At 35.2% G+C, this 24,440-nt stretch carries 31 protein-coding genes and 1 pseudogene; 19 read left to right on the top strand and 13 right to left on the bottom strand.

Going from position 1 to position 24,440, the window contains the following annotated elements:
* Positions 1-259: 259 nt before the first annotated feature.
* Positions 260-508, top strand: a complete 249-nt coding sequence (locus M1F26_RS08560; protein WP_004253462.1) for a DinI-like family protein — start codon at positions 260-262, stop codon at positions 506-508.
* A 373-nt stretch (positions 509-881) separates the two neighbouring features.
* Entirely contained in the window at positions 882-1,253 is a 372-nt protein-coding gene (locus tag M1F26_RS08555; RefSeq protein WP_036957640.1) for a hypothetical protein, read from the top strand.
* A 59-nt stretch (positions 1,254-1,312) separates the two neighbouring features.
* Here M1F26_RS08555 and M1F26_RS08550 read toward each other — a convergent pair whose 3' ends face one another.
* Positions 1,313-1,690 carry a hypothetical protein gene (locus M1F26_RS08550; RefSeq protein ID WP_094960469.1) on the bottom strand — a complete coding sequence of 126 codons (378 nt, stop codon included), beginning with the start codon at positions 1,688-1,690 and terminating at the stop codon, positions 1,313-1,315.
* A 286-nt stretch (positions 1,691-1,976) separates the two neighbouring features.
* On the opposite strand from M1F26_RS08550, the gene M1F26_RS08545 reads away from it, so the two are divergent.
* Together M1F26_RS08545 and M1F26_RS08540 are read left to right on the top strand one after the other, a co-directional pair.
* Positions 1,977-2,201, top strand: coding sequence for a hypothetical protein (locus M1F26_RS08545; RefSeq protein WP_094960468.1), 225 nt, complete (start codon positions 1,977-1,979; stop codon positions 2,199-2,201).
* 189 nt (positions 2,202-2,390) lie between these two features.
* Entirely contained in the window at positions 2,391-2,729 is a 339-nt protein-coding gene (locus M1F26_RS08540; protein WP_004253447.1) for a hypothetical protein, read from the top strand.
* A gap of 40 nt (positions 2,730-2,769) precedes the next feature.
* Here M1F26_RS08540 and M1F26_RS08535 read toward each other — a convergent pair whose 3' ends face one another.
* Entirely contained in the window at positions 2,770-3,273 is a 504-nt protein-coding gene (locus M1F26_RS08535; RefSeq protein ID WP_004253444.1) for a DUF1543 domain-containing protein, read from the bottom strand.
* 282 nt (positions 3,274-3,555) lie between these two features.
* Here M1F26_RS08535 and M1F26_RS08530 point away from each other — a divergent pair, with 282 nt between their 5' ends.
* Complete coding sequence (locus M1F26_RS08530; RefSeq protein WP_140172496.1) at positions 3,556-4,707, top strand: pyridoxal phosphate-dependent aminotransferase; 1,152 nt, start codon at positions 3,556-3,558, stop codon at positions 4,705-4,707.
* Between the two features lie 43 nt (positions 4,708-4,750).
* On the opposite strand, the gene M1F26_RS08525 is transcribed toward M1F26_RS08530, so the two are convergent.
* Entirely contained in the window at positions 4,751-5,095 is a 345-nt protein-coding gene (locus M1F26_RS08525) for a DMT family protein (RefSeq protein WP_140172497.1), read from the bottom strand.
* A gap of 134 nt (positions 5,096-5,229) precedes the next feature.
* Here M1F26_RS08525 and M1F26_RS08520 point away from each other — a divergent pair, with 134 nt between their 5' ends.
* Positions 5,230-5,721 (top strand): GNAT family N-acetyltransferase, encoded by a 492-nt coding sequence (locus tag M1F26_RS08520; RefSeq protein ID WP_140172498.1) that lies wholly within the window; start codon positions 5,230-5,232, stop codon positions 5,719-5,721.
* A gap of 85 nt (positions 5,722-5,806) precedes the next feature.
* Positions 5,807-6,589 (top strand): class I SAM-dependent methyltransferase, encoded by a 783-nt coding sequence (locus M1F26_RS08515; protein WP_140172499.1) that lies wholly within the window; start codon positions 5,807-5,809, stop codon positions 6,587-6,589.
* Positions 6,590-6,635: 46 nt separating this feature from the next.
* On the opposite strand, the gene M1F26_RS08510 is transcribed toward M1F26_RS08515, so the two are convergent.
* Positions 6,636-7,109, bottom strand: coding sequence for a hypothetical protein (locus tag M1F26_RS08510; protein ID WP_227528966.1), 474 nt, complete (start codon positions 7,107-7,109; stop codon positions 6,636-6,638).
* A gap of 76 nt (positions 7,110-7,185) precedes the next feature.
* Positions 7,186-7,524: a GlpM family protein gene (locus M1F26_RS08505; RefSeq protein WP_140172500.1), complete on the bottom strand. Its 339-nt coding sequence runs from the start codon at positions 7,522-7,524 to the stop codon at positions 7,186-7,188.
* A gap of 357 nt (positions 7,525-7,881) precedes the next feature.
* Here M1F26_RS08505 and M1F26_RS08500 point away from each other — a divergent pair, with 357 nt between their 5' ends.
* Both M1F26_RS08500 and M1F26_RS08495 read left to right on the top strand, forming a co-directional pair.
* Entirely contained in the window at positions 7,882-9,534 is a 1,653-nt protein-coding gene (locus tag M1F26_RS08500; RefSeq protein WP_140172501.1) for a methyl-accepting chemotaxis protein, read from the top strand.
* A 207-nt stretch (positions 9,535-9,741) separates the two neighbouring features.
* Positions 9,742-10,584, top strand: coding sequence for an MBL fold metallo-hydrolase (locus tag M1F26_RS08495; RefSeq protein WP_140172583.1), 843 nt, complete (start codon positions 9,742-9,744; stop codon positions 10,582-10,584).
* 91 nt (positions 10,585-10,675) lie between these two features.
* On the opposite strand, the gene M1F26_RS08490 is transcribed toward M1F26_RS08495, so the two are convergent.
* Positions 10,676-11,065, bottom strand: coding sequence for a nuclear transport factor 2 family protein (locus M1F26_RS08490; protein WP_140172502.1), 390 nt, complete (start codon positions 11,063-11,065; stop codon positions 10,676-10,678).
* A gap of 828 nt (positions 11,066-11,893) precedes the next feature.
* Here M1F26_RS08490 and M1F26_RS08485 point away from each other — a divergent pair.
* From M1F26_RS08485 to tam, 3 genes are all read left to right on the top strand, one after another.
* A complete protein-coding gene (locus tag M1F26_RS08485) occupies positions 11,894-12,103 on the top strand; it encodes a hypothetical protein (protein ID WP_140172503.1) in 210 nt (69 codons plus the stop codon).
* Positions 12,104-12,432: 329 nt separating this feature from the next.
* Complete coding sequence (locus tag M1F26_RS08480) at positions 12,433-13,320, top strand: PhzF family phenazine biosynthesis protein (RefSeq protein WP_004253418.1); 888 nt, start codon at positions 12,433-12,435, stop codon at positions 13,318-13,320.
* 67 nt (positions 13,321-13,387) lie between these two features.
* Positions 13,388-14,146, top strand: a complete 759-nt coding sequence (gene tam, locus M1F26_RS08475) for a trans-aconitate 2-methyltransferase (protein WP_140172504.1) — start codon at positions 13,388-13,390, stop codon at positions 14,144-14,146.
* Between the two features lie 53 nt (positions 14,147-14,199).
* Here tam and M1F26_RS08470 read toward each other — a convergent pair whose 3' ends face one another.
* A complete protein-coding gene (locus M1F26_RS08470; protein ID WP_165119709.1) occupies positions 14,200-14,556 on the bottom strand; it encodes an MmcQ/YjbR family DNA-binding protein in 357 nt (118 codons plus the stop codon).
* 850 nt (positions 14,557-15,406) lie between these two features.
* On the opposite strand from M1F26_RS08470, the gene M1F26_RS08465 reads away from it, so the two are divergent.
* Positions 15,407-15,730, top strand: a complete 324-nt coding sequence (locus M1F26_RS08465) for a helix-turn-helix domain-containing protein (protein ID WP_140172505.1) — start codon at positions 15,407-15,409, stop codon at positions 15,728-15,730.
* A gap of 55 nt (positions 15,731-15,785) precedes the next feature.
* Positions 15,786-16,016 (top strand): helix-turn-helix domain-containing protein, encoded by a 231-nt coding sequence (locus M1F26_RS08460; RefSeq protein ID WP_140172506.1) that lies wholly within the window; start codon positions 15,786-15,788, stop codon positions 16,014-16,016.
* 450 nt (positions 16,017-16,466) lie between these two features.
* On the opposite strand, the gene M1F26_RS08455 is transcribed toward M1F26_RS08460, so the two are convergent.
* The 5 genes from M1F26_RS08455 to M1F26_RS08435 form a co-directional block, all read right to left on the bottom strand.
* On the bottom strand, positions 16,467-17,198 hold the full coding sequence (locus tag M1F26_RS08455) for a hypothetical protein (protein WP_140172507.1): 732 nt from the start codon (positions 17,196-17,198) through the stop codon (positions 16,467-16,469).
* 18 nt (positions 17,199-17,216) lie between these two features.
* A complete protein-coding gene (locus tag M1F26_RS08450) occupies positions 17,217-17,567 on the bottom strand; it encodes a hypothetical protein (protein ID WP_004253374.1) in 351 nt (116 codons plus the stop codon).
* 364 nt (positions 17,568-17,931) lie between these two features.
* Complete coding sequence (locus M1F26_RS08445) at positions 17,932-18,192, bottom strand: bacteriocin immunity protein (RefSeq protein ID WP_094960452.1); 261 nt, start codon at positions 18,190-18,192, stop codon at positions 17,932-17,934.
* 2 nt (positions 18,193-18,194) lie between these two features.
* On the bottom strand, positions 18,195-18,974 hold the full coding sequence (locus M1F26_RS08440) for an HNH endonuclease (RefSeq protein ID WP_140172508.1): 780 nt from the start codon (positions 18,972-18,974) through the stop codon (positions 18,195-18,197).
* Positions 18,975-19,092: 118 nt separating this feature from the next.
* Positions 19,093-19,332 carry a hypothetical protein gene (locus tag M1F26_RS08435; protein ID WP_233618364.1) on the bottom strand — a complete coding sequence of 80 codons (240 nt, stop codon included), beginning with the start codon at positions 19,330-19,332 and terminating at the stop codon, positions 19,093-19,095.
* 38 nt (positions 19,333-19,370) lie between these two features.
* Between M1F26_RS08435 and M1F26_RS08430 the strand changes: the two are divergent.
* Positions 19,371-19,529 (top strand): annotated as a pseudogene (locus M1F26_RS08430) (integrase); the annotation flags it as partial.
* Between the two features lie 150 nt (positions 19,530-19,679).
* On the opposite strand, the gene icd reads toward M1F26_RS08430, so the two are convergent.
* Entirely contained in the window at positions 19,680-20,933 is a 1,254-nt protein-coding gene (gene icd / locus M1F26_RS08425; protein ID WP_004253371.1) for an NADP-dependent isocitrate dehydrogenase, read from the bottom strand.
* A 540-nt stretch (positions 20,934-21,473) separates the two neighbouring features.
* On the opposite strand from icd, the gene rluE reads away from it, so the two are divergent.
* From rluE to hflD, 4 genes are all read left to right on the top strand, one after another.
* The gene (gene rluE / locus M1F26_RS08420; RefSeq protein WP_140172510.1) at positions 21,474-22,124 is read left to right on the top strand and encodes a 23S rRNA pseudouridine(2457) synthase RluE; all 651 of its coding nucleotides are present in this window, start codon (positions 21,474-21,476) and stop codon (positions 22,122-22,124) included.
* Entirely contained in the window at positions 22,117-22,566 is a 450-nt protein-coding gene (locus M1F26_RS08415; protein WP_140172511.1) for an NUDIX hydrolase, read from the top strand. Before rluE ends, M1F26_RS08415 begins: the two co-directional genes overlap by 8 nt.
* A 139-nt stretch (positions 22,567-22,705) precedes the next feature.
* Positions 22,706-23,809 carry a tRNA 2-thiouridine(34) synthase MnmA gene (gene mnmA, locus M1F26_RS08410; RefSeq protein WP_140172584.1) on the top strand — a complete coding sequence of 368 codons (1,104 nt, stop codon included), beginning with the start codon at positions 22,706-22,708 and terminating at the stop codon, positions 23,807-23,809.
* Positions 23,810-23,811: 2 nt separating this feature from the next.
* Entirely contained in the window at positions 23,812-24,438 is a 627-nt protein-coding gene (gene hflD / locus M1F26_RS08405; protein ID WP_004253359.1) for a high frequency lysogenization protein HflD, read from the top strand.
* The last annotated feature ends 2 nt before the right edge of the window (positions 24,439-24,440 follow it).

Here is a 24,440-nt window from a genome sequence, read left to right as displayed (position 1 = left end):
ATCAAATAGTCACTTAAACAAATAAAAGCCTATTATTTATTTCACATCATCAGTTTTAATTAGCTTATCCTCTAACTAAAACATTTATCATATTAACTTTATTTAACTCATTTGCTATTTGGAATATTGATTCAATGAATAACGTTAATTCACAACGCCGAAATCAATCAAATTGCAATCATCATAATTAGATTATTGCTTATGCTTTCACTTAACAATAAACTGAGCTTAATTAAATTTATAAACAAGAGGTTAACGCATGGAAATTAATATTAAGTTATCTGATGACCCACTTTCTCAGCTCCCTGAAAAATCATATGAATCCTTCATTGCAGAACTGAAAGCTCGCGTTTTAGAAGTCTACCCTGGTAGTTATCTATTGATTACTCATGATAATGGCCCAACAACCTTTCAAACTAAAGGCTTTCATGATGATAACGAAGCACATATTGTTTTACATGAACTTGTCGAAGATGTATTAAAACATGGTCATTGGTTAAAACAATAAGCTCTCTGTGAGGTTATGAATAGAACCAGCAGTGGTCTGCATGATCGCTAGCTGGTTGTTTTAACTCTCCTATATTTCAATAACGCTCTTCCAATATTTATCCAAACTCTGATCAAGATCATACTTAATCTTAACTTTCACCAAAATAAGTGGAAATCGCTTTACCCCACACCGCTATATGGTAATGTATATAACGTAATTTTCATTTACATTGCTTTTGCTAATTATAGCGGCCAGTATTTATACTGGCTCTTTTTTATGAAATCATGCTAAAACCCATTCGACATCCCCCGTTTTAGGTCTAATCTGCTATAGTATTTCTCTAATACCAGATAGAGTTATTATTCATTGTGTGCAAAATAGAGGTATGACTATGAAGCGTTTATTACTGGCTTTTTGCCTGGCCCCAGCCCTTGTTATGGCTGATAATGCCCCATTAAATATTAGTGAGATAGCCAACGATTATTGTGAAATCACAGGTCAAGCACTAAGTGAAGCATACAGCACTGACAAAACTAGCAGTGAATTAACCCAAGAAACCATTGCTAAACTGAAAAGTGAAAATGTCGATCTCAAGCAATTAGCCACTGTTGAGTCAGACCTCCGCAAAAATCTAACTTCAGCGATTGATACCGTACGTAGCAATAAATCTAAATTTGCTAATGAAGCTGACTTCAATAAATCATTAAATGATTCTGTTTCAGCTTGTAAAATTCAAACTGAACTTCTTTTGAATAAATCTTAATCATTTAATTTTTCTAGGAAACAAAAAAGCGCTCAACTTTTACTTTGAGCGCTTTTTTATCAATTAGCTTGTTTTTTAACACACAACTGTTCAATAGAAAATTGTAACTCCGGTGTTTCACTAATAATCAGCTGCCCATGTTCAGAAAAACTCCCTTCCTTAACAATCACATTCGCAACAAATGGCAGAGCGTCGTCTTGGGAAGATAAATGGTATAAGCCACAAACTCGATAACTCTCCCCTTCCTTAAACTCATTTTTTTGTACTATTTCAACATCACTAAACTCAACTGCTGATGAGTTGCCGAATTTCTTTTCCACCAAGCTTTGTGCTTCATTTTTAACATCTGAATCACCAATACTCGTATAAGAATGGTATGCAAATACTCCTAAAGCCAATAGCAGTACAATCAGTAATTTTGTTTTTATACGCTTCAACGCATCACCCTTTCTACTTTATGATAAATCGAACTAGTATAAATGGATTATATCAGTTTGAATAAACAATTTGAGCTTTTGGCTCTACTATTTGATATTCCCTCTAACCAATTGCTATTTTCTCATAAAAATCGAACTTTAATATTGAAAATTTTTCAAAAACATTCCTATCACTATTGATTCAATTTATATCTATTAACTTAACATTAATAAAAAAAACATTTTTTATTTTGTTAGCTAGTTTTATACTAACCTCTATACTGTTAGACTAATTTAATCTATTTTTATGAAAGAAAAGATCGTTAAAAATCTCGTTAACTTAACTCATGGCAATAACAATGATGTTAAAATAGCTGCAATAAATGCATTAGGTGATTATATTTGTTCAATTGAACAAGAAGCCGCCATCGATAGACTGTTAGTATTATGTGATGATTATAATAAAGATATTGCCGTTGCATCAATTATATCAATCAGTAAACTCGCTAAGTTTTTCAATGAAAAACAATAAAACAAAACCAACAGAGAATTATAATTTAACCTCACTCTAATTTCATTAACAAACTATTTTCATTGTGAAGAAATAATGAATATAAAGTGACTGAATTATGGTTTATTCATTTAGATAAGTAAATGTAATTGAATTACATAATTAGAATGGCAGAATGATAATTAATAAATATTCTAAAGGAGATATCACATGAATATATTAAAGCCATTAATTCTTAGTGCAAGTTTAATCGCTATCAGTTTTTCAACATTTGCTTACCCAGGGGATGGGAATGGTTCATGGCACCGTGGTGGGTACCAAAATCAACACCAATATAATGATAGACCTTGTGATAATTATCGTCACTCTAATTATGCAAATCGTCACCGTGGTATGATGCAGTATTCAACATCAATTCAAACAGCTCAGCCAGATGAAACACTGAAAAAAATTGCTGCAGATGCTCCTAAAGGAGAAAATGGTAAACAATATATGGTTAAAGTTGCAGTTGTAGAAATTACGCCTAATACCCCTGTACAAGGTCAGTAATTTTTACCAAGGGTAGAATAACACTACCCTTGGTATTATTTTATATTCCGATTGGCTGGTAACCTTGCCACTGAGGAATAAAGTGATTTCCATTTTTATTTTCAGTTAGATGTATATAAAAATCACCAACTTGTTGTAGTAATAAGCAATCATCCACATCTTTCAAATTATCTTTATGTTGTTGCTGACTATTTGTTAATAGCGCCTGAAGTGCTTTTTGTTTAGCCTCATGTGCAGTTTTAGCAACGAATAAATCAAACTCATGTAATTCCGCAAGGTTGCTTGGAATATATCCACCTACATTAACAAAATAAAGGCGATATTCACTTGTTGAGGGTTCTTTTCGTAATTCTATTTCAAACCCATCTGCCCAATTAATCACTGCATAGCCATCAATATGGATCTTGTCTTTATCACCAAACCAATTTTCTCTTAATGTCGGCCAAGCATCTGTAGGTTGCTCTGCTGCCACAAACTGAACATCATGCACTTCAATATTAGATTTACCTGCGTTACCACCCACATAAAACATGTATAGCTTCATTATTGTTCCTATTATATAGCCAAATAATCATCATATAAATTATTATATAACGAATTTAATTCATAGCACAATTACTTATTATTTCTAGTCACTCCCGATTTAAAAAACTTTATCTTTTAATATCAATTAAATAGATAAGGTTGAATTTCCTATGCAATGATTTGAAATAGTTAACCCAAACAATAAAGTGAATAAAAAGTCATTTTATCCATATAATTATTTACTTTGAGATAATTATGAGTAATCTAATACATTCAAAAATAATAATTTCAGGGAATAACTATGGATCGTCGTTCATTTCTTAAATCCAGCTCATTAGTGGCTGGTGGGCTTGCGCTTAATTCATTGTTCAATCATGCGGTTGCACAAAATAGTAACATTGTCTTACCGAGTGAAAAACACCCATTACTATTGAATTTCAATGAAAACTCATTAGGGATGTCCGAAAAGGCTAAAGAAGCTATCATTAAGGCATTACCTAATGCATTCCGCTACCCTGATGATGCTCGTGCTGAATTACAGAAGAATATTGGTGAGCTCTACAGTTTATCCGATGAGAACATTAGTATAGGCAATGGTTCATCTGAAACCATTCAAGCCACTGTCGCGATGTTGGCAAATAAAGCGAAGAAACTGGGTATCAATATTCAGCTCGTCACACCTGACCCAACATTCAATTATGCAGAGCTATACTCCCTACCATTAGGGGTGACGATAACGAAAATTCCTTTAAAAACCGATTTATCATTTGACTTAGCAAAAATGGAACAAGCCGCTAATGACTTTGATGGTTTATCAATGGTCTATATTTGTAACCCAAATAATCCGACGGCAATGATCACGCCTTATAGCCAGCTTGATAAGTGGCTGAGTAAAGACTCTGACAACACATTTTTTATCGTTGATGAAGCTTACGCTGAGTTTGTTGAAGACCCGAACTTTACAAGTGCTATTAAATTAGTCAAAAAAGGTCAAAACAACCTGATTGTCACACGCACCTTCTCTAAAATTTTTGCCTTAGCAGGCTTAAGAGTCGGCTATGGGGTCGCAACTCCCGAAATTATTGCTGCTGTAGATACGTTTTTATCTATTGATAATACTAATACAGCAGGTGCGGTTGCTGCGATTGCATCACTAAAGGATAAATCATTTATTCAATACAGCCTAAAATCCAACGATATATCGAGAAAAATCGTAGAAAAAGCATTAAACGAAATCGGGCTGGAATATGCTCCATCACAGGCTAATTTTATTTTCCATAAAGTTAAAGGGGACGTAAAAACCTATCAACAACGTATGGCTGATGCTCATGTCATGGTAGGTCGTGAATTTCCACCAGCGGTTGGCTGGAATAGATTAACGCTAGGAACCCCCGAGGAAATGCAGCAATTTGTTGTAATACTGAAACAATTCCATGAAAAAGGATGGGTATAAACTAAGTCAAATCCAAAAAGAGCAGCTCAAACTGCTCTTTTTGTTAAAATGGCCCCTTAAATATAAAAAAGGCCCCCGCAAAAATGAGAATAAAACCTATTAAATGATTAATGGTAAAACTTTCACCTAAATACAACACCGAAAAAAGAACAAAAACACAGAGTGTTATCACCTCTTGCATTGTTTTTAATTCAGCTGCACTGTAGTACTGATGCCCTAACCGATTAGCTGGCACCGCAAAACAGTATTCAACCAATGCAATTAACCAGCTAAAGAAAATAACAACATACAGTGGCTTTGTTGTAAATTTTAAATGTCCATACCAAGCAAACACCATAAATACATTTGAAATAACAAGTAAAAATACTGGATAAAATTTAGTTAACATACTGATTCAATAGACAAAGAATAAATAACCGATATTATGGGGTTAGAAGTAACACATTACAATGTGCTCCCACAAATCCCGCTACTCTTCATATCATAAATTTAAACGTATTTAGCAATCATTACGAGGGAATAATGAATATTAAATATGAATTAATGACACAATCAGATTGTCCTGCTGTGGCTCAATTATTGCAATCTAATTCTGAATCCCAACAAGGTGGGTTACTCGGTGAATATCCTCAAGCTAAAGTCAACGCTATGTTTTCAGGGAGTCTAACTACTGTTATAGCCAGAGATGGAAATAAAATTATCGCAGTCGTATTTAGCTTTGATCCTCATTCTTCATCCCTACCCGCTATAGCACATTTGATCATTAAACAGCATACGGAAATTATACAGAATAATTGGTTCTATGGCCCTGTTTGTATTGATAGAAATTATAGAGGAAAAAATATTCTAAAGTGCCTTTTTGATAGCGTTTGTTCGTATAACCAAGGAAAGCCTATTGCATTTATCAATGCAGATAATCTTAGGTCCCTTTTTGCACATAAGAAGATAGGAATGAGTAATGTCACTAATTTTGAATTTAATGGCACCTCATATCATTTAATGGTAGGAAATTAATTATGTACTAACTGGTACATTTTTATTTCAATTTGCTCATTTTTTGCTACACTGTGACAAATTATTGTATGCAGAGGGTCTTTTTATGACAGATTTCATGAGTGCCAACCAAAAAGCATGGGATAAACAAGCAGAATCGCAACTTGCTTGGTCAACCCCCGTTGATTCCAAAACTATCAATGAAGCTAAAAAAGGAAAGTGGCAGGTTCATCTAACTCCAACTCCTGTTGATGACGCTTGGTTAGGTGATGTAAAAGATAAAAAAATTCTCTGTTTAGCCTCTGGTGGAGGACAACAAGCTCCAGTACTCGCTGCCGCAGGGGCGAGTGTGACTGTTTTTGACTTTTCTAAAAAACAGCTTGAGCAAGACAAAATGGTGGCAGAAAGGGATAATTTAACATTAGAGATTGTTCAAGGTGATATGCGCTCATTACACATGTTTGCGAATGAATCATTTGATATTATATTTCACCCTATTTCTAACCTGTATATTCCAGATGTTAACCCGGTCTGGCAAGAATGCTACCGTGTTTTAAAACCAAATGGACGACTGTTATCCAGTTTTTTTAATCCTGTTGTTTTCATTGGAGAACGTGATAAGCGATATGATGAGCAAGGCATAATAAAACCAAGTCATACTATGCCGTACTCCGAGCTATCTACCCTATCAATAGAGCAAATAGCGCAAAAGCAAGCAAGGCGAGAAGCTTTTGTGTTCGGTCACTCATTAACAGATCTTATTGGGGGGCAAATAAAGGTAGGCTTTTATATCACTGGCTTTAAAGAAGACTGGCAACCTAATCCACGATTTGTCGTTGATAATTATCTGCCCACATTTCTAGCAACGATGGCAGTTAAAACAAATTAATATTATTGGTGCTCGTTTTGTTTGTCACTCAACGAGCTATATTAAATTAGCTTCTTTTACAATACCTGTCCCACACAGATTCAAATTGCTCTGCGGGAATAATATCATCTGTTTTTTCTACAAAAGGAATGGATATCATTACCTTGCCAGCTCTATTTTTATGGAGTCTAACGATAAACCTTTTATAGCCATGGGGTAATTCATTTTCAAAACCAAAGACTTCGCCACAATAATAGCCAGTTTCATCCCCCTCTTCACTTTTGGTCAATACATAGTATTGAACATTTTTATAATTTGCAGCTGAGGGGTAAGCAAGAAAATCTTCGACAGAACTTTTCACTCGACCTTCAGTATCTAACTCAGGATCAAGTTTAATTTCAGTCATAATTCCTGCAATATACGCGCAACCAGCAACTAATAATAATACCAAGGTTCTTAATAACATTTTAACTGTAAAACTCAATGGAAAACACTGCTTATCATTATAGTTAATACTTAGATTTTTGCGACTATAACCCATAAGGCTTAATCTATCAGCTTATCGTGATAGTTTATTTTTATCATTATTTACAGTTAATTATTTCTCCCTATGTTATTTATTGAGTGAGTTGCCATATATAAACCAATATTGCTGCTGTTATTATCCAAATAACAGTTGCAATACTTAAACTTCCCCAAGCCGTCATTTTCGTTGCTAGCAAATATACCGTTAATAAATACATTGCATAAGGGATGAGTGACCACAGCCCAAACAATGCCGTTTTTCTTAGTGCTTCTGTGCCTTGTTCTTGTACAACGATAACATGTGCAATTAATGCAAATGTAGGAAATAATGGAACTAAACCTGCAATATAGTAAATTTTACTACGCGAAAATAGTGCAATAATCAATACAGCTAAAGCGCCTAAAAGGCATTTAAAGGATAAAGAAAGCATACCGCACTCAAAGCCAAAGTTTTAAAGGTTGACTATTATTATCACAAATAATTCGTAAATTAACTGTATTCTAGGTAGCAATGTACAACAATTATTTCCTCCCATTCTCTCTCGATCAGTAAAACCCCTTAATTACTTTCAATTTTATGAGCTAAGTCAAATTGTTGGATATAAAGTATCCAGAGTTAGTGCCGATACATTCATTTAGTCCCTACGCCTGATGCTTCCGCGTGACTACATATAACTTTTTAGCTATCGGACAGCTTCGATTTGCTCATGGTTAATCACGTTATGTTTAGAAGTCGTACTTAGTATGCGTTCAAACATACTACTCGATGGTATGAAAGGAAATAATCAATGATGTCTGGTAATTTAAAAAAAATTAATTTTAGCTCAGCTAAATTCTCTTTTTCTGGTTTTAAAACGACAACTCTAGTCTGGTTTATTTCAGGCCTGCTTATCGTCCTTCTTCTTTCAACCTGTTGGTTTTTCTTTAGTTCTTTAAAGCAATATCAAGAGACATTATTCAAACTCGACACTATTTATAATGAACAAACACAACTGAATAATACGTGGCAATCTTTATTACAAGCACGAAACACATTGAATCGCGCTAGCTCTCGTCATTTATTGGTTATCAATAAGATGAAAACATCAAACACTGACATAGATAGCCTCATCGAGTTTTATCATAAAAAAATAACAGAAGCAGGAAACTATTGGGATGCATTCACATCCACCTCAATCTATAAAAACGGTGATGAATTTGCTGAACTAGAAAAATCATATAGAGCGTTATATGCTGCATTGAATGAACTTTCTGTATTTTTAGTTCAAGGAAAAACATATGACTTTTTAAACCAACCTACTCAAGGATTTCAAGATACATTTGAGAAAAACTACATTAATTATCATCAACAGTTAAATAATAATTATCATGATATTGCTCTTGCAAGTGAGCAATTGTATAAGCAAAGTTTGATTGGCTTAATCGTTACTATCACAATCGTTATCCTCGTGACTCTATTTATTCGATTTATCCTACAGCTTTTCTTTATTCGTCCACTAAACCAAGTTATTGATGGTATTGAGAAAGTTAGCCATGGCGTTCTATATCATACCTTTGATAACAAAGGTTTATATGAAATTAAATTACTTAAACAGCATGTATCTAATATGCAAAGTAAGCTGATTGATATCGTTAAAAATATCTATGACAACACTCATCATATAAAAGTTGAGCTTGGAGATATCACCCAGATGAATCACGACCTTTCTATTCGAGCAGATCAACAAGCCGCGGCAATTGTCGAAACTGCAGCCAGTGTCGAAGAACTCGATTCATCTTTTAAATTAAATACAGCTCACACCAACCAATCGTGCCAATTGATGTCAGAGACAAGTGTAACCATTGAAAAAAGCAATGAACTTATTTCTGATGTTGTAGAAAACATGGATGATATCGTCGATTTTTCAAAAGAAATCAGTAAAATCACTTCAACCATTGATAATATTGCTTTTCAAACTAATTTATTAGCATTGAATGCCGCAGTAGAAGCTGCCAGAGTGGGTGAACATGGCAAAGGGTTTGCGGTCGTCGCAAATGAAGTGCGCGAATTATCAATTAGTTGTACTCAAGCATCCAAAGAAATCAAGCTATTGATTAATAATTCAAATGATAAGATTAACCACTGTTTCCAATTAGCAGCGGATGCAAATGACAATATCGTTTCAATTGCACAAGACACATCTAATATCAATGAAATGATCCAAAGTGTTGCGCTTGCCTCAAATGAACAAACCCATGGGGTGAGTCAAATACATCTAGCAATCAATGAATTAGATAACACCACTCAAGCGAATGCAGCTATGACTCGTGAGTTGCAATCATCCTTAAAAGCTTTAGAAGCTCAATCAGATCTATTAGAAGATATTATGTCTATTTTTCATACAGAGCCAACCAATCCCCATGAAACAGGTGATGAAATTCAACAAGAAGTAAAGAAGTAAAAAAATTTGCCTAGCAATGTATAAGCTTATATCGCAATTTATTTAGGAGGTTGACTCTCGATAGTCTCCTCCGACCTTTTTTATAATTTTCTCGTATTCCTCTAATTTCCTCATTTTTTATAATTATATTTTATCGCCATTTAGTAATTTGTTACTGTTTATCTGATACAACAGATTACGATTACTTCTATTAAACATGAGCTCATGATGACAATAAAAATTACTGTTCTTGTAGATAATAATACCCTGATTGATAGTTATTTTTGTGGTGAACCCGGTGTTTGCTACTATATCGAAGCTGATGATAAAAAAATATTATTCGATACAGGTTATTCAGATATATTTATTGATAATGCGAATATTTTACATATTGATCTTGCCGATATTACTGACCTGGTGCTTTCTCACGGCCACAATGATCATACATGGGGCTTAGGTCACCTAATTCAACACTTTGACCGCCGTAACATTGAAGCACCTGAAACTAAACACCTGATATACCATCCGGATGCGCTAATTCCCAAAAAATTTCAATCTAAAGTCATCGGGACAAATACATCTAAAGACATTTTAGCTTCTTATTTTCATTGTATAGAAGCGACAAAACCATACTATCTTTCTGAAAAGATAATTTTTTTAGGCCAAATTCCTAGACTCAATAGTTTTGAGGGAAAAGAGCCAATTGGTACTACACTCGACTTCAATCATAATATCATTGATGACTATGTGTTTGATGACTCAGCACTTGCAATTAAAACGTCTGAAGGCCTAATTGTAATAACGGGTTGCTCTCATTCTGGAATTTGTAATATTACTGAATATGCAAAGCATGTAACTGGCATAAATAATATTGTCACTGTCATAGGTGGATTTCATTTACAGCAAGCATCAAAAGAAATTTTGGAAAAAACAGGTAATTACTTTGACCAGCAGGATATAAAATTTATACACCCATGCCACTGTACAGATCTCAACGCAAAAATACATTTGGCAAAATATGCACCAGTACAAGAAGTTGGTACTGGATTACAGTTAATTTACCCAAGTTAATATAAGATAGAATAGAAGTAAGGTAAAACCTTGTTTTAATATAGGTTTTACCTACAATAGTAGTATTCAGTATTGTACAAGCAATAAAGATTTAGGTTCTTGAGCCTAAATCTTCATCAGTATTATTACCTTTAACCATTCTTGTTAATTCTTCGCAACGGGTAATTTTTCCATCTTCTATTTGAAAACAAGCAAATACCTCAAATTCACTTACTGAACCATCTTTTTTAGTGGCTTTTGCCAGATGTTGAGTATGAACACATCCATCCCCCTCTGCGATAGATTTAATAGTAATAACAATCGACTCAGTGGCTTCTTTCAATACCTGCAAATGTGTAATAAATTCATTAAAATCAATTTGTTTTCCATCAACAATTTGAATATATTTATCCGAAAAATACTGTTTAGCCACAGGCAATGAACCAATATTCTCACCCAATACCGCATTTAATGCTTGTATTACCCACTGTGCATTAGTCATCTTTTATCCCTTACATTAAAAAGATTATTTATAACCGTTATGGGAGTAATATTTTATATTTCAAGTCAAAACCGATTTAATTATCTTTTTAATTATATTCCTTTACTATACTTCAATAATTTCCCATTTGTCCGTGAGATAATCTATAAAATAATACTCGTTTTTACTCTTATTATGTTTTTGATTCAGTCAAAACCTTACATTCATCTCGCCAACTTTAGTTTGATTTATGTATTATTCTCAATAAGTTAATCATAAGCATTAGATATCATGTAGTTACACTCACTTGGAATTAGGTTCTAAAAAAAGAAATTAATATTAAAAAACAATTAGTTGCTTAGTAATTTCAAACGCAAGCCCCCCTGTAAAACATTTATTTTAATTTTATGCTTACTCTGATTTGGATTAATCCTTAATCACTGGTATTATCTGATAGCCTATCTAAACAACAGGCACCTTATAACAATAACTATAAATATACATTTCCATTAGATACCCCTGCTTGCAGGGGCTTTTTTTGCTAAATGATGGCATACCTTAGAAACAACGCCCTTCAATAACCTGTGATATTTTCCTCATTTTGCTACCCACTAGATCTTATTGAATAAATCGGACGATTATTCAACGGAATAGGTATCTATCATGGATACTATAGGTGATGACGTCTCCATAACTTAAACTTAAGTAATAAATCGTGAGAAATTTATATATTTATTATGATAATTTTAAGAACAATGACAGTTACAATTTTTAACTATTTGTAAAGGAAATAAACACGCAATTAGAGTAAATTAATTAATAATTATAATTTACATAAAAGGTACTTTTATGCGATTTAATCTAACTCAAGTAAATATATTAGAAGAAAATACAAAAGTTACAGGCTTGCATGTAACTTTGATCGGTGACGACAACTCCACTCATACACTTAAAATGGATATCAAAGGGTTGGATACCATGAATATGAGTTTAAGAGACATAGAAAAATATGCTATTAAACAACTTAAACATAGCTTTGAACATTGCTCTAATGGTTGAGACTTATTACCTAGCTTAGGTAATAATAAGTTTTATTGCCATATAAATAAAATTTTTTACTATTCATCTGGGTATTGAAGGGTTTTGTATATTTCTTCTGCATAATTTTATGCAGCATATATTTCAATTATTTTCACCTGCATCAAAATAAATCACCAACTTATATCAAATATTCAATCAACTTCAACTTAACTCTTTATAATATTGAGTTCTGCATCGCTATCATGTTATCTCAATAGATTTTTTATATTTATTCTATTATACAATGAGTTAATGCTAATATATTGTCTATACTTCTTGTTAAATTTTAACCAATCAATAAGATCCCCATGCAAAATAAAAATACCGATTCAGTTGAGCAAGCTATCCTAGTATACCTTGTCAATTCTTTCACACAAAATAATTCTGGTGGTAACCCAGCAGGTGTTGTCCTCAACCCGCCAAAACTCAGCACTTCACAAAAAATTGCTATTGCGCGGCAGGTCGGTTTTTCAGAAACTGCATTTGTCTATAACGGCGAAGAAACTGATTTTATAGTAGATTTCTATACTGCTGAAGGTGAAGTTGATTTTTGTGGTCATGCCACATTAGCTGTGTTTTCTACTTTAGCTTCACTTAAGCAACTTACTGATGGGCTTTACACTCAAAAAACCAAAGCTGGTATTCTGAGCGTGTCTGTTAGCCCAAATAACATCGTTATGGAGCAAACACTACCAACCTTACGCAATGGGCCCAGTATCAATGAAGTAGCAACAGCCCTTGGCATAACTAACGAAGTTATTGCTGAAACAGGCTTACCTATCATGATAGTTTCAACAGGGTTACCCGACATTATTATTCCAGTTAAAACTGGTCATTTAGATTTGCTACAGCCTAATTATGAGGCAATAGCAAGGCTAAGTCGTGAATTCAAAGCTATCGGTTTTCATGTATTTGAGCTAAACCATAACTCTTCGACCACAGCACATTGTCGAAATTTCGCACCGCTCTACGGAATAAATGAAGAATCAGCAACAGGCAGTGCTAGCGGAGCCCTTGGCTGCTATTTGGTCAATTATGTTTTACCAAATGAAACTCATTTTCTGTTTGAACAAGGTCGAGCAATGGGATGCCCGTCATTAATTCAAGTAACAATTAACTCGCAAACAAAAAATATTATTCAGGTAGAAGTTGGTGGTCAAGCTGTTCTGATGGGTACGCAAATAATTCATATTTAGCCAGAAATGCAATATGCTCAGCCATAGGTTATGATTTAATTATCTAATAATACAATGAGGCTCACACATGCAAGATTGGAACCCAGACTTGTACCTACAATTTAAGCGGGAAAGAACTCGTCCATCATACGACTTACTCAGTCATATTCATGTCTCTAACGCATGTAATTTAACTGATTTAGGTTGTGGGCCCGGTAATTCAACTCAGATACTTCGTGAAATGTATCCATTAGCAAGAATAATGGGAGTTGATAATTCTCCCGCTATGTTAGTTGAAGCGAGAAAGAATCTTCCTGATTGCCAGTTTACAGAAGCGAACATCGCAACCTGGGTTCCTGAAACCAAGCAGGACCTTATATTTGCCAATGCATCCTTACAATGGTTACCTGATCACAAGGTATTATTTCCCCACCTAGTTAACCAACTACAAAGTGGCGGTATTTTAGCCATTCAGATGCCAAATAATTGGAATGAACCCACGCATGCTTTAATGCGCAAAGTAGCCAATGAGCGATCCATTTCTGCGGTATATAGAACAGCACTTTTATCAATAACTGAATATTATGATTTGCTTTCAGCTACTACCTGCTCTGTTGATATATGGCAAACAACTTATTACCATGTCATGCCATCTATTGGTTCAATCATTGATTGGTTAAGAGCAACAGGGTTAAGGCCTTACCTTGAAAACTTAAATGAAAAGCAAAAAGAGCAATTTCTCGCACGTTATCATGAATTATTAACAAAAACTTACCCAAAACAAGATAATGGCTATGTTTTAATGCCATTTCCTCGATTATTTATCATTGCTAAAAAGCTTAACTAGCTAGTATAGAAACTTTTCCTAAGGATGGGGTAATCTAGCAAGATAATAAACTGTTATGCTGTTAACTTATAACTATCTTCGATTAACTCTTTGAGTTCACTATCGGTAAGGCTCCCTGGTAGCTTTATCGTAATCCAATGCTCTTTATTCATATGATATGCCGGATAAATATCGTCTTTTAACCGCAATGAGCCAATGAGTTCAGGGGGAGCTTTAAGATTGACGATATTAACCATCTCTTCATTTTTATTTGTATCTAATTTATTTGATGAAATGCGCATAATAACTGCAAACCATTTTGCGTTATTTCTTCTCCTAAAAACAATATACTCAGGGAACTTCCCCCAAGGGGTCTCAGGATCCACGCCATAATTATGCTGAATATAATCAACCAATTCACTTCGGTTCATGTTATCACTCCAGTTCATTAATGAGCTTCACCCATATCAGCCATATCAGCCATATCAGCCATATCAGCCATCCTCACTATTGCATTTCTTCTAGTTCACTACCTTTTTTTTCAAAAAGCGTAACTTCGGGTTACACAGTATCTGCATATAGTTATACGTTATATATCACTAAAAAGCAGTATAGCTGTATGAATTCCACCATTGTATCCCTCAAAAAATAGTTTCATACTGAAACATAAAGTGAAAATTTAACCTCCATAATTAATCTCCTCAAGTATATAAAATCACTGCCGATACTCTAAATAATTGCGGCTAGATTTAATATAAGCACATTATTATTTACGATAAAATCAGCACATAAGAAAATTTTCTAGATTGTTTTATCACTATTAAACCAGTTATATTGTAACAAAATATTTCAATTGATAATATTTTATTTCAAAAATGATACAACGTTGTAAATAATAATATTATTATATGTATAAATTAAATAAGAAAAATCGAATGTAAATACAAAATAAATAAAATACTAAACAATAAGCATAATTTAATCATTGAAGTTAATATTCAAGATACCATAAAAAATGAAACCGAAAATACTCTTATTGCGTGTATTCGCAATTGCCACTTCATTTGTCTTGTAATATTTTAAAAACAAGAAATATCAAATTAATTGTTATTTATCATGAGATTAAGCCTAAACAAAAATAAAATCAAACGATTGATTTTTTCGTATCAATCGTTTATACCGATGAAAAATATTCCATCAAGCGTTATAAACGATTGTACTTAATATTATTATTTGACTAATTTTTATCTCAGAAAATTCTTACTCACTATAGAGGTTAATATGGATCGTGCTATTTTAAATAGCAAAGTAAACATCTTAATTGGAAATTATTTACGACGAAAACGCATTGAAAATGACCTGACAGGAGAAGACATAAGCAAATTACTTCATGTCAGCCAACAGCAGGTTTCGCGCTACGAAAATGGTATTAATACTATATCATTCAGTCTAATTTTACTATTTTTAATAAAATTAAATATTAGTGTCGAATCCTTCTTTGTTTCTTTATTAAAAGAATTAGAGAGTGATGGCGAAATTATTAATTTAGGATTGCGTTTATATTCAAATTCATTGCCACGTAGAAATCAATACCTTTATCTGTAAATAAATTTAAATAAAATACTGCGCTAACACCAATATAATAGATAGAAAGATAATAATGCAAAAAACCACACAAAGAAATAAGAACCTTGGTGAATATATAAGAAACATTAGAGTAAATAAAAAAATATCAACTCATAAAATGGCAGATAGTCTAAATATTACAGACAGCCATTATAACGAATATGAAAGTGGAAATACTTCAATTTATGCAGATCATCTAATAATCATATCTAAAATATTTAATATACATATAAACGTATTTTTAAATGTTTATCTGAGAAATTAAACAATATCTCCCGCGTTAGAAGGCTTGCTCCTGCTAGCCTTTTAACCTTCTTCCCATAATTTTCTCTATTCTTAGACTTGAAACTAAGCCATTAAGTTGAGTAAAACTTAGGATTCATCTTCTGGCACTAAACTAACCATAAACAGAACTCATGGTGCTGCTCTGTTCGAGGAACAGACATTGCTAACAGCATTCTATGTGAATGAACGGGGGAGCATGCCAAAGTTAAAAAAGGAATTTGATGAAGTAAATCACACTTTATTGTACTGTACATATGTTGCGGCCAAGCACCTAAAGAATTCACCTGAAGCTCGTAACAAGCAAGCAAGTCATCAGGTAGTGGATTCATTTATTAGTGCATGGCCATGCCCGAAGAAATAAGGTCTGTGGGTGAGGCCCCTCTACTTAGGCAATAAAAAACCCACCGAAGTGGGTTTAGCTGTTAATACATTAGTCAATATTGTAAATTCTATCTTTGCTGATAATGTTTACTATATGGTGACATGAGTCCATTGATAACTTCCTAGGCTCCCATTTAGCGATATCCGCTTGAGATAAGCCTTCTGCACTCCACGGGATTATACCAGTGTACCCACAGCCAGCCTTTGATAGCACATCAATGAATTTTTTTTGGATGGTATCATAGATCCTTACTTCACCAATACTGGTCATGCCAGACACCCACAACGAACCACCACCTATAGTTTGTAAGTTATCACATACTATATATTCATGCTTCAGTAACAAGCACTTATAAACATTACGAGCTACGCCACCAGCCTGATAATCATCAAGAATAGCCACGCCCCTAATTTGCTTGCCTGTCTTTATCGCTGAACCATCAAAAAAAGTGAAGTCATTATAAGCAACACGCCCAATTAAAGTATCATCTTCTTCCGCGTGCATTCCTAACTCAAGCAGCTCACCAATGATATGTTCATCAGAAAATCGGTGACTTCTCAAAAACTCAGCATGGTCTGCATAAAAACCTTCAGTAGTACAACCTAATGCGACAATTTTAGAGTAATAATGAAACTCGCTGCCAGTAAGAGCGTATTCCGTGATTTTTAGTAAATCGCCCTCAACAGTAAGATAATGGAAAGACTCTATCTCATCTTCTCTTTCACATTCTGGCTTTCTATTCAGATCCTTTGAGTAACTACTGGTAAAGTTTGGAGCCATTCCATTCTCACTATCTTATTAATGGACAGACAACTTCTGATAATTTGACATGTAACCAAGAATTGAAGATTTAATTTTTTCAATCACATCAGTTATGCTTTGATTTAGTTCTGGATATTGCGTGCTAGGGTCAACGACTATATTAATCTTTTTTTGGCGATATGATAACTCAGCAAAAGGAACAATTTCATATTCATCGCTTTTGTTATCATTTTCGATAGTAACAATAAACAACTGTCTATTCGGATCCTTTCTCATACTAAGGCGACGAACAGAGAAAAACTTTTCAGTATTATCATCAAAAAATGTATTAACAAGTTCTGTTGCATGGCTAATTGTTTGTACAGATCTGGTATGTTCAGTTCTCATATAGCCCCCTTGTTAGTTTAGATTAATGACATTTTGACGGGTAATTAAGCAATATGCTTAAGATAGCTGCGATCATATTAAAGTGTTTAAGCTAACTTAACAAGCCCAGTTGTATGTCATATAGACATTTATAAGCGTTTATAAGAGTCTATAAGCGTCTTGAACATGGTGGTTCAGCTTTCGCTCTATTTTTATGGATCAATTCTAAAGTTTTTGACTCCATCAGTTGGATGTCATTAAACACGGCCGCTTTATCTTTAATGTTGAGTAAATTCATCACCTGAAATGATTGGCGGATAAGCATCAATGATTCATCCTTAAATCATTGATGCTTTATGTTCAGCTATTCCATTAGCAGTAGTTCTTAGCCTTTTTTGAAACTAGGCTTGCCATTTTTAGCCCGCCATTCTTTGACTGTTTTTAAAATTCCGACTGGAGAATCATCGGCTCCATCCTCTGGGTAGTAAATAAGATCACTTCCGCTTGGATGCTCTGTTACTTTTTCAAAGTGAGTCACAAACTTAATTTGTTCTTCCTCACTTGCTGTATCTGCATTACAAATAATTGTTAATAACTTTAAAAATTCAGATTCTGTATAATCAGTAATATTATTTTTTAGTTCCATTCTTATTTACCTCTATGGATATCAATATGTCTTTTCGGGGTCGTAACTCTTAAATTGTCCATGTTATAGACTTCTCCCCCTTCACTAATTGGGTTGTCATGGTGCAACTCATGTACCTTTCTACCACCAACTTGATCTTTTTTCCTAGCAAAAGGCGAGTATCCTTTAGAAACAAGAGTTTTATTATTCTTACTAAGGTTTTTAATCAATTCTGGAAATTTTGATATCTCATCCCAGATGGCCTTCCTGAACTCATCAAAACTGTTGAATTTATTACCTCGTAATTTATTAGCTACTTGCTCAGGAATAGGAGCACCATTTTCTTTACTAGCATCATTAAGCCATTTATCGCTAACTTTTTTGCCTTTTCTTGTAGCAGTGCCAGGCTTTTTACGCTTCTCTTCTTTTTCTTTTTTATCCTTCGCTTTCTTTTCTTTAGCTTCGGCTTTTTTCTTTTTCTCTAAAGCTATGCCCAGCTTTCTCACTGCTTCTTTAATTGCTTTTTCAGCGTCTAAAAGTCGCTCTTTTGCTAATGTGAAACGCTCTACAATAGACTCATAAATTTCCGGATCATCAATTAGAACTTCAGGTTCGCTACCATCATCAGTCTCATATCCATATACGCTAGCAATACTCAAAATGTTAATAACATAATCTTCAGGATTACGATTGAGTAAATATGACAATGCTTTTTGATTATCAATTTTTTCAATATATTCAATACCAAATACGCTAGAAATTACCTGACTTGACTGTTTAATTTGTAAAGGATTTTTACTCACATCAGTTAAAGCACCGCCTTCCGGAGAGCTTTTAGTTTTATCGAGTTCTCTTTTTGCTGTCTGAGTGTCTGAGCATCTACATCTGCTTGTGATAACTCGCTACTTGCTTGCTTCCAATCTAATTCTGCAGCTTCAGCTGGATATAAAGCACGCCAATCTCGGTTAGCTTCTCAATCAGTTGTTTTTCTTGTGCAGTCGTTGGATTCTTCGATATTGAAATATAAATTGGCGCATGGTCGCCACCAAAATCAACAATCCCCTGATATGTCTCAGACGTTACACTCGGAATAACCGATTCTGGCTTAACATTGTCATAAGACGGTGTTTTAAACGATGCACTCGGCTTTTTATCCGTCATTTCAATCTGTAATGCCGGTTTACCTGGTGCAATTTCAACAGAATAAATGCGGGTTAACATGGCCAGAAAGATCAGCACCTTCATTTCATGAACAACGTTCTTTATCGGAAAGACTCTATCGAGAACAAGGTATCAATATCCAGAAACTTCTTGGCCATAAGAGCCAAGCGATGGCTGATAAATATAATGATGACTGAGGGAAAAATTGGCAGGTTTTAGCTTTAAAATAACGATTATTTTGTAGCCTGTTTTGCAGTGGTTTTGCAGTGGTTTTGCAGAAGAATTTTTTTAGACAAAATAAAACGGGAACTATTAAGCTCCCGTTATTAATCACACTACGTAATAAATTACATGTGTTTAATGATTGCGTCACCGAATTCGCTACATTTCAGTAATTTAGCGCCTTCTAATTGACGTTCGAAGTCATAGGTTACAGTCTTAGCTTCGATTGCGCCTTCCATACCTTTAACGATTAGGTCAGCCGCTTCAGTCCAACCCATATGGCGCAGCATCATCTCAGCAGAAAGGATGATAGAGCCTGGGTTAACTTTATCTTGGCCTGCATATTTAGGTGCAGTACCGTGCGTTGCTTCAAATAATGCGCATTCAGAACCAATATTCGCACCTGGTGCAATACCGATACCACCGACTTGTGCTGCTAATGCATCAGAAATGTAGTCACCATTTAGGTTCATACACGCGATAACATCATATTCAGCTGGGCGCAGCAGGATTTGTTGTAAGAAAGCATCTGCAATAACATCTTTAACAATGATATCTTTGCCTGTTTTAGGGTTTTTAATTTTAACCCATGGGCCGCCATCTAATAATTCACCGCCGAATTCCTCTTGTGCTAATTGGTATCCCCAATCTTTAAATGCACCTTCAGTGAATTTCATAATGTTACCTTTATGAACTAAAGTCACTGAATCACGGCCGTTATCAATAGCATATTCAATTGCTGCACGAACTAAACGCTTTGTGCCTTCTTCTGAACAAGGTTTAATACCAATACCACAGTCTTGTGGGAAACGGATTTTAGTCACACCCATTTCATCTTTCAGGAATTTAATAACTTTGTCTGCTTCTGCACTACCCGCTTTCCACTCAATACCCGCATAGATATCTTCAGAGTTTTCACGGAAAATAACCATATCCGTCAATTCAGGTTGTTTAACTGGGCTTGGCGTGCCTTTGTAGTAGCGAACAGGACGTAAACAGATATACAGGTCAAGTTGTTGACGTAGTGCAACGTTCAAGGAACGAATACCACCACCAACAGGAGTTGTTAAAGGACCTTTAATTGAAACACGGTAATCACGGATTAAATCGAGGGTTTCTTCTGGTAACCAAACATCTTTACCATAAATTTGTGTAGATTTTTCACCGGTGTAAACTTCCATCCAAGAAATTTTGCGCTCACCGTTGTAGGCTTTTTTAACTGCCGCATCAACCACTTTTAACATTGCTGGTGTAACATCGATACCAATGCCGTCACCTTCGATATAAGGGATAATTGGGTTGTTCGGAACGTTTAGTTTGCCTTTTGCATCAATGGTAATTTTAGCGCCTTCTGCCGGAACTACTACTTTGCTTTCCATTAACCTCTCCTTTCACTTGCGTATTTTGCTTGTTAATTTTTTGTAAGAGACGTGTCAATACTACTTCAATCTGCGTCGAACGCCAATGATTACTCATCTAAGCTTCAATGCCGATCGCATTTAACGTACTGTTTTATCTTGTAAGTTAATCGAATAACTATTTATAAATACTGTTAAATCAATAAATTAATTTAAGCATTCCATTATTAGAAATAAATCAAACCACGATGAAAAGTTGTCAACGACGCATTTGAGCGAATGACTTAACTTTTGTTAAAATATTTTCCTAACAACAAATAATACTAGCAAGTTAACTCAAATTAAAAATACGTTCCGCTCACACTATCGTCATCCAAATAAACTCATATGTACTTATTTTTAAATGAAAAATTGTTTTTATTGATTTAAATGTTTTTAAAGTTGTTAATTAAATATTACATCGCCATGAAAAATACGTTCTAGGATCAAACCGCTAAATCTCCTACACTAGATAGGATAAACCGCCATAAATTAAAACCAATAAATTCTCATTGAATGACCATGAACAGACCGAACAAAAAATCAGTTCCGAAAAAAAATCGTTACTCACCAACCTCTACTGCGTTAAAGCATAGAACTAAGCGGATTTCAGTTAGTTCGCAAACATCAACTAAAATCATTTTATTTAACAAACCCTTTGATGTTTTACCTCAATTTACTGATGAACAAGGCCGCGATACATTAAAAAAATATATTCCAATCACCGATGTATACGCAGCAGGACGCCTTGATAGGGACAGTGAAGGCTTATTAATTTTAACTAATGATGGAAAACTACAGGCCCGTTTAACGCAACCACAGAAAAAAACAGGGAAAATATACTATGCTCAAGTAGAGGGTATTCCCAGCGAAGATGCATTGCTAAAATTTCGGCGAGGATTAACATTAAATGATGGTCCAACGCTCCCCGCAGGGATCGAACTAGTTGATGAACCAAAATGGCTATGGCAAAGAAACCCGCCTATACGGGAACGTAAAAATATCCCGACCAGTTGGTTAAAAATCACCTTATATGAAGGACGTAATCGGCAAGTCCGTCGTATGACGGCAAATATAGGTTTTCCAACACTTAGGCTAATTCGCTATCAGATTGGTGAATTTAATTTGGGAAATCTTTCAGTTGGCGAATGGAAGGAGATAACTGTTGTTTAAACCTAATGTGACTGTAGCAACTGTTGTGCATGCTCAAGGCAAATTTTTAGTCGTGGAAGAGTGGATAAACGACAAACCCACTTGGAATCAACCCGCTGGGCACTTAGAAGCTGGTGAGACGATTTTGCAAGCCGCCGAACGTGAATTACTAGAAGAAACTGGAATCAAAGCCACACCAACACAATTAATTAAAATTCACCAATGGATTGCCCCAGATAAAACCCAGTTTATCCGCTTTTTGTTCGCCGTAGAACTTGAATCCATTTGTGAAACACAGCCACAAGACAGTGATATTAGCGAATGCCACTGGCTGACCGCCCAAGAAATTATAGATAGCAACTGCCTGCGTTCACCATTAGTGGCTGAAAGTTTACGCTGTTTTCTCACAGGAAAACATTATCCTCTCGATATCTTAACAGCTTACGGCGATCATTATCGTTAAGCACTAAACTTCTGCTTGGTGAAGATTTCACCAAGCAATAATATTCCCCTCTAACTCTGGTGTAATGCGGGAACAACATGCTAAAGTATGGGGCTTGATTTTTCCGCAGTGAGATATTTCCATGTCAAATAATAGTACCATGTCAGATAACAGCCAAAAAAAAGTCATCGTCGGTATGTCCGGTGGTGTTGACTCCTCTGTATCCGCTTACTTGCTACAGCAACAAGGGTATCAGGTTGCTGGTCTGTTTATGAAGAATTGGGAAGAAGATGACGACACAGAATATTGCTCAGCTGCGGCTGACCTTGCCGATGCGCAAGCCGTGTGTGACAAACTGGGTATTGAACTTCATACCATTAATTTCGCTGCTGAATATTGGGACAATGTCTTCGAACATTTTTTAACTGAATATAAAGCTGGTCGCACACCAAACCCAGATATTCTCTGCAACAAAGAAATCAAATTTAAAGCTTTCTTAGAATTTGCTGCTGAAGATTTAGGCGCAGATTACATTGCCACTGGTCATTATGTGCGTCGCCGTGATATCGATGGTAAAAGCCAATTATTACGTGGCTTAGATGGCAACAAAGACCAAAGTTATTTTTTATATACCCTGAGTCACGAGCAAGTCGCTAAAAGCCTTTTTCCAGTTGGTGAGCTCGAAAAACCTGAAGTACGCCGTATTGCCGAAGAAATTGGCTTAGTTACTGCGAAAAAAAAGGACTCTACAGGGATTTGTTTCATTGGTGAGCGTAAGTTTCGCGACTTTTTAGGCCGCTACTTACCTGCTCAACCCGGCCCTATCGTCACTGTCGATGGCGAAACAATTGGTCAACATGAAGGTTTGATGTACCACACCTTAGGTCAGCGTAAAGGTTTAGGTATCGGTGGTACAAAAGAGGGCTCTGAAGAACCTTGGTATGTTGTCGATAAAGACGTTGAAAATAATATTCTTATCGTTGCTCAAGGCCATGAACACCCTAGGTTAATGTCTGTTGGGTTAATTGCTCAGCAATTACATTGGGTTGACCGTAAAACAATGACTGAACCACTACGTTGTGTAGTAAAAACACGTTATCGTCAAGCGGATATCCCTTGTACGATAACCCCATTAAGTGATGATCGCATTGAAGTTGCATTTGACTACCCAGTCGCGGCTGTCACTCCAGGTCAATCCGCCGTATTTTATATCGATGAAGTCTGTCTCGGTGGCGGTATTATTGAAGCCCGTATTCAGGAGTAAATGTGGCAAAAAACTATTACGACATTACGCTTGCTTTAGCGGGTATCTGCCAAGCAAGCGCGATGGTTCAAAAACTCGCACATGAAGGTGTTTGTCTCGAGAAAGACACTGAAACCATGGTCAATTGCCTCACCAATATGAATCCAAAATCGACTTTGGATGTATTTGGTAATGATGCCGAAAATTTAAAGACCGGTCTCAATGCCATGTTAGGCATGTTAACAGGCGGCAACAGTGGTTTATCCGCTGAAATGACACGTTATATGTTAAGTATTATGGTACTTGAGCGCCGTCTTAATAAAAATCAAGAAGCGATGAACCAACTTGGCCAACGTATTGAGCAATTTGAGCGCCAAGCTGACTATTTTGAACCGCTCTCTGAAGGTGTGTTTAACGCACTTGCGGGTATTTACGTCGACGTAGTCAGCCCTGCAGGGCCTCGAATTCAAGTCACTGGTTCCCCAGACATTCTCAAAAATACACTCGTTCAAGCAAAAGTTAGAGCCACTTTACTCGCAGGTATTCGCTGCGCAGTGCTTTGGCAACAAGTTGGTGGAAGTCGTATCCAACTCATGTTCTCTCGCAATCGTCTGGCTAATCAGGCGAAAGATATTTTGTCTCACCTTTAAAT

This window comes from Providencia sp. PROV048 (assembly GCF_033688165.1).
Lineage (GTDB): Bacteria > Pseudomonadota > Gammaproteobacteria > Enterobacterales > Enterobacteriaceae > Providencia > Providencia hangzhouensis.
Note: the sequence above shows the minus strand (reverse complement) of the source record. Positions and strands in the feature narration are given on the sequence as shown.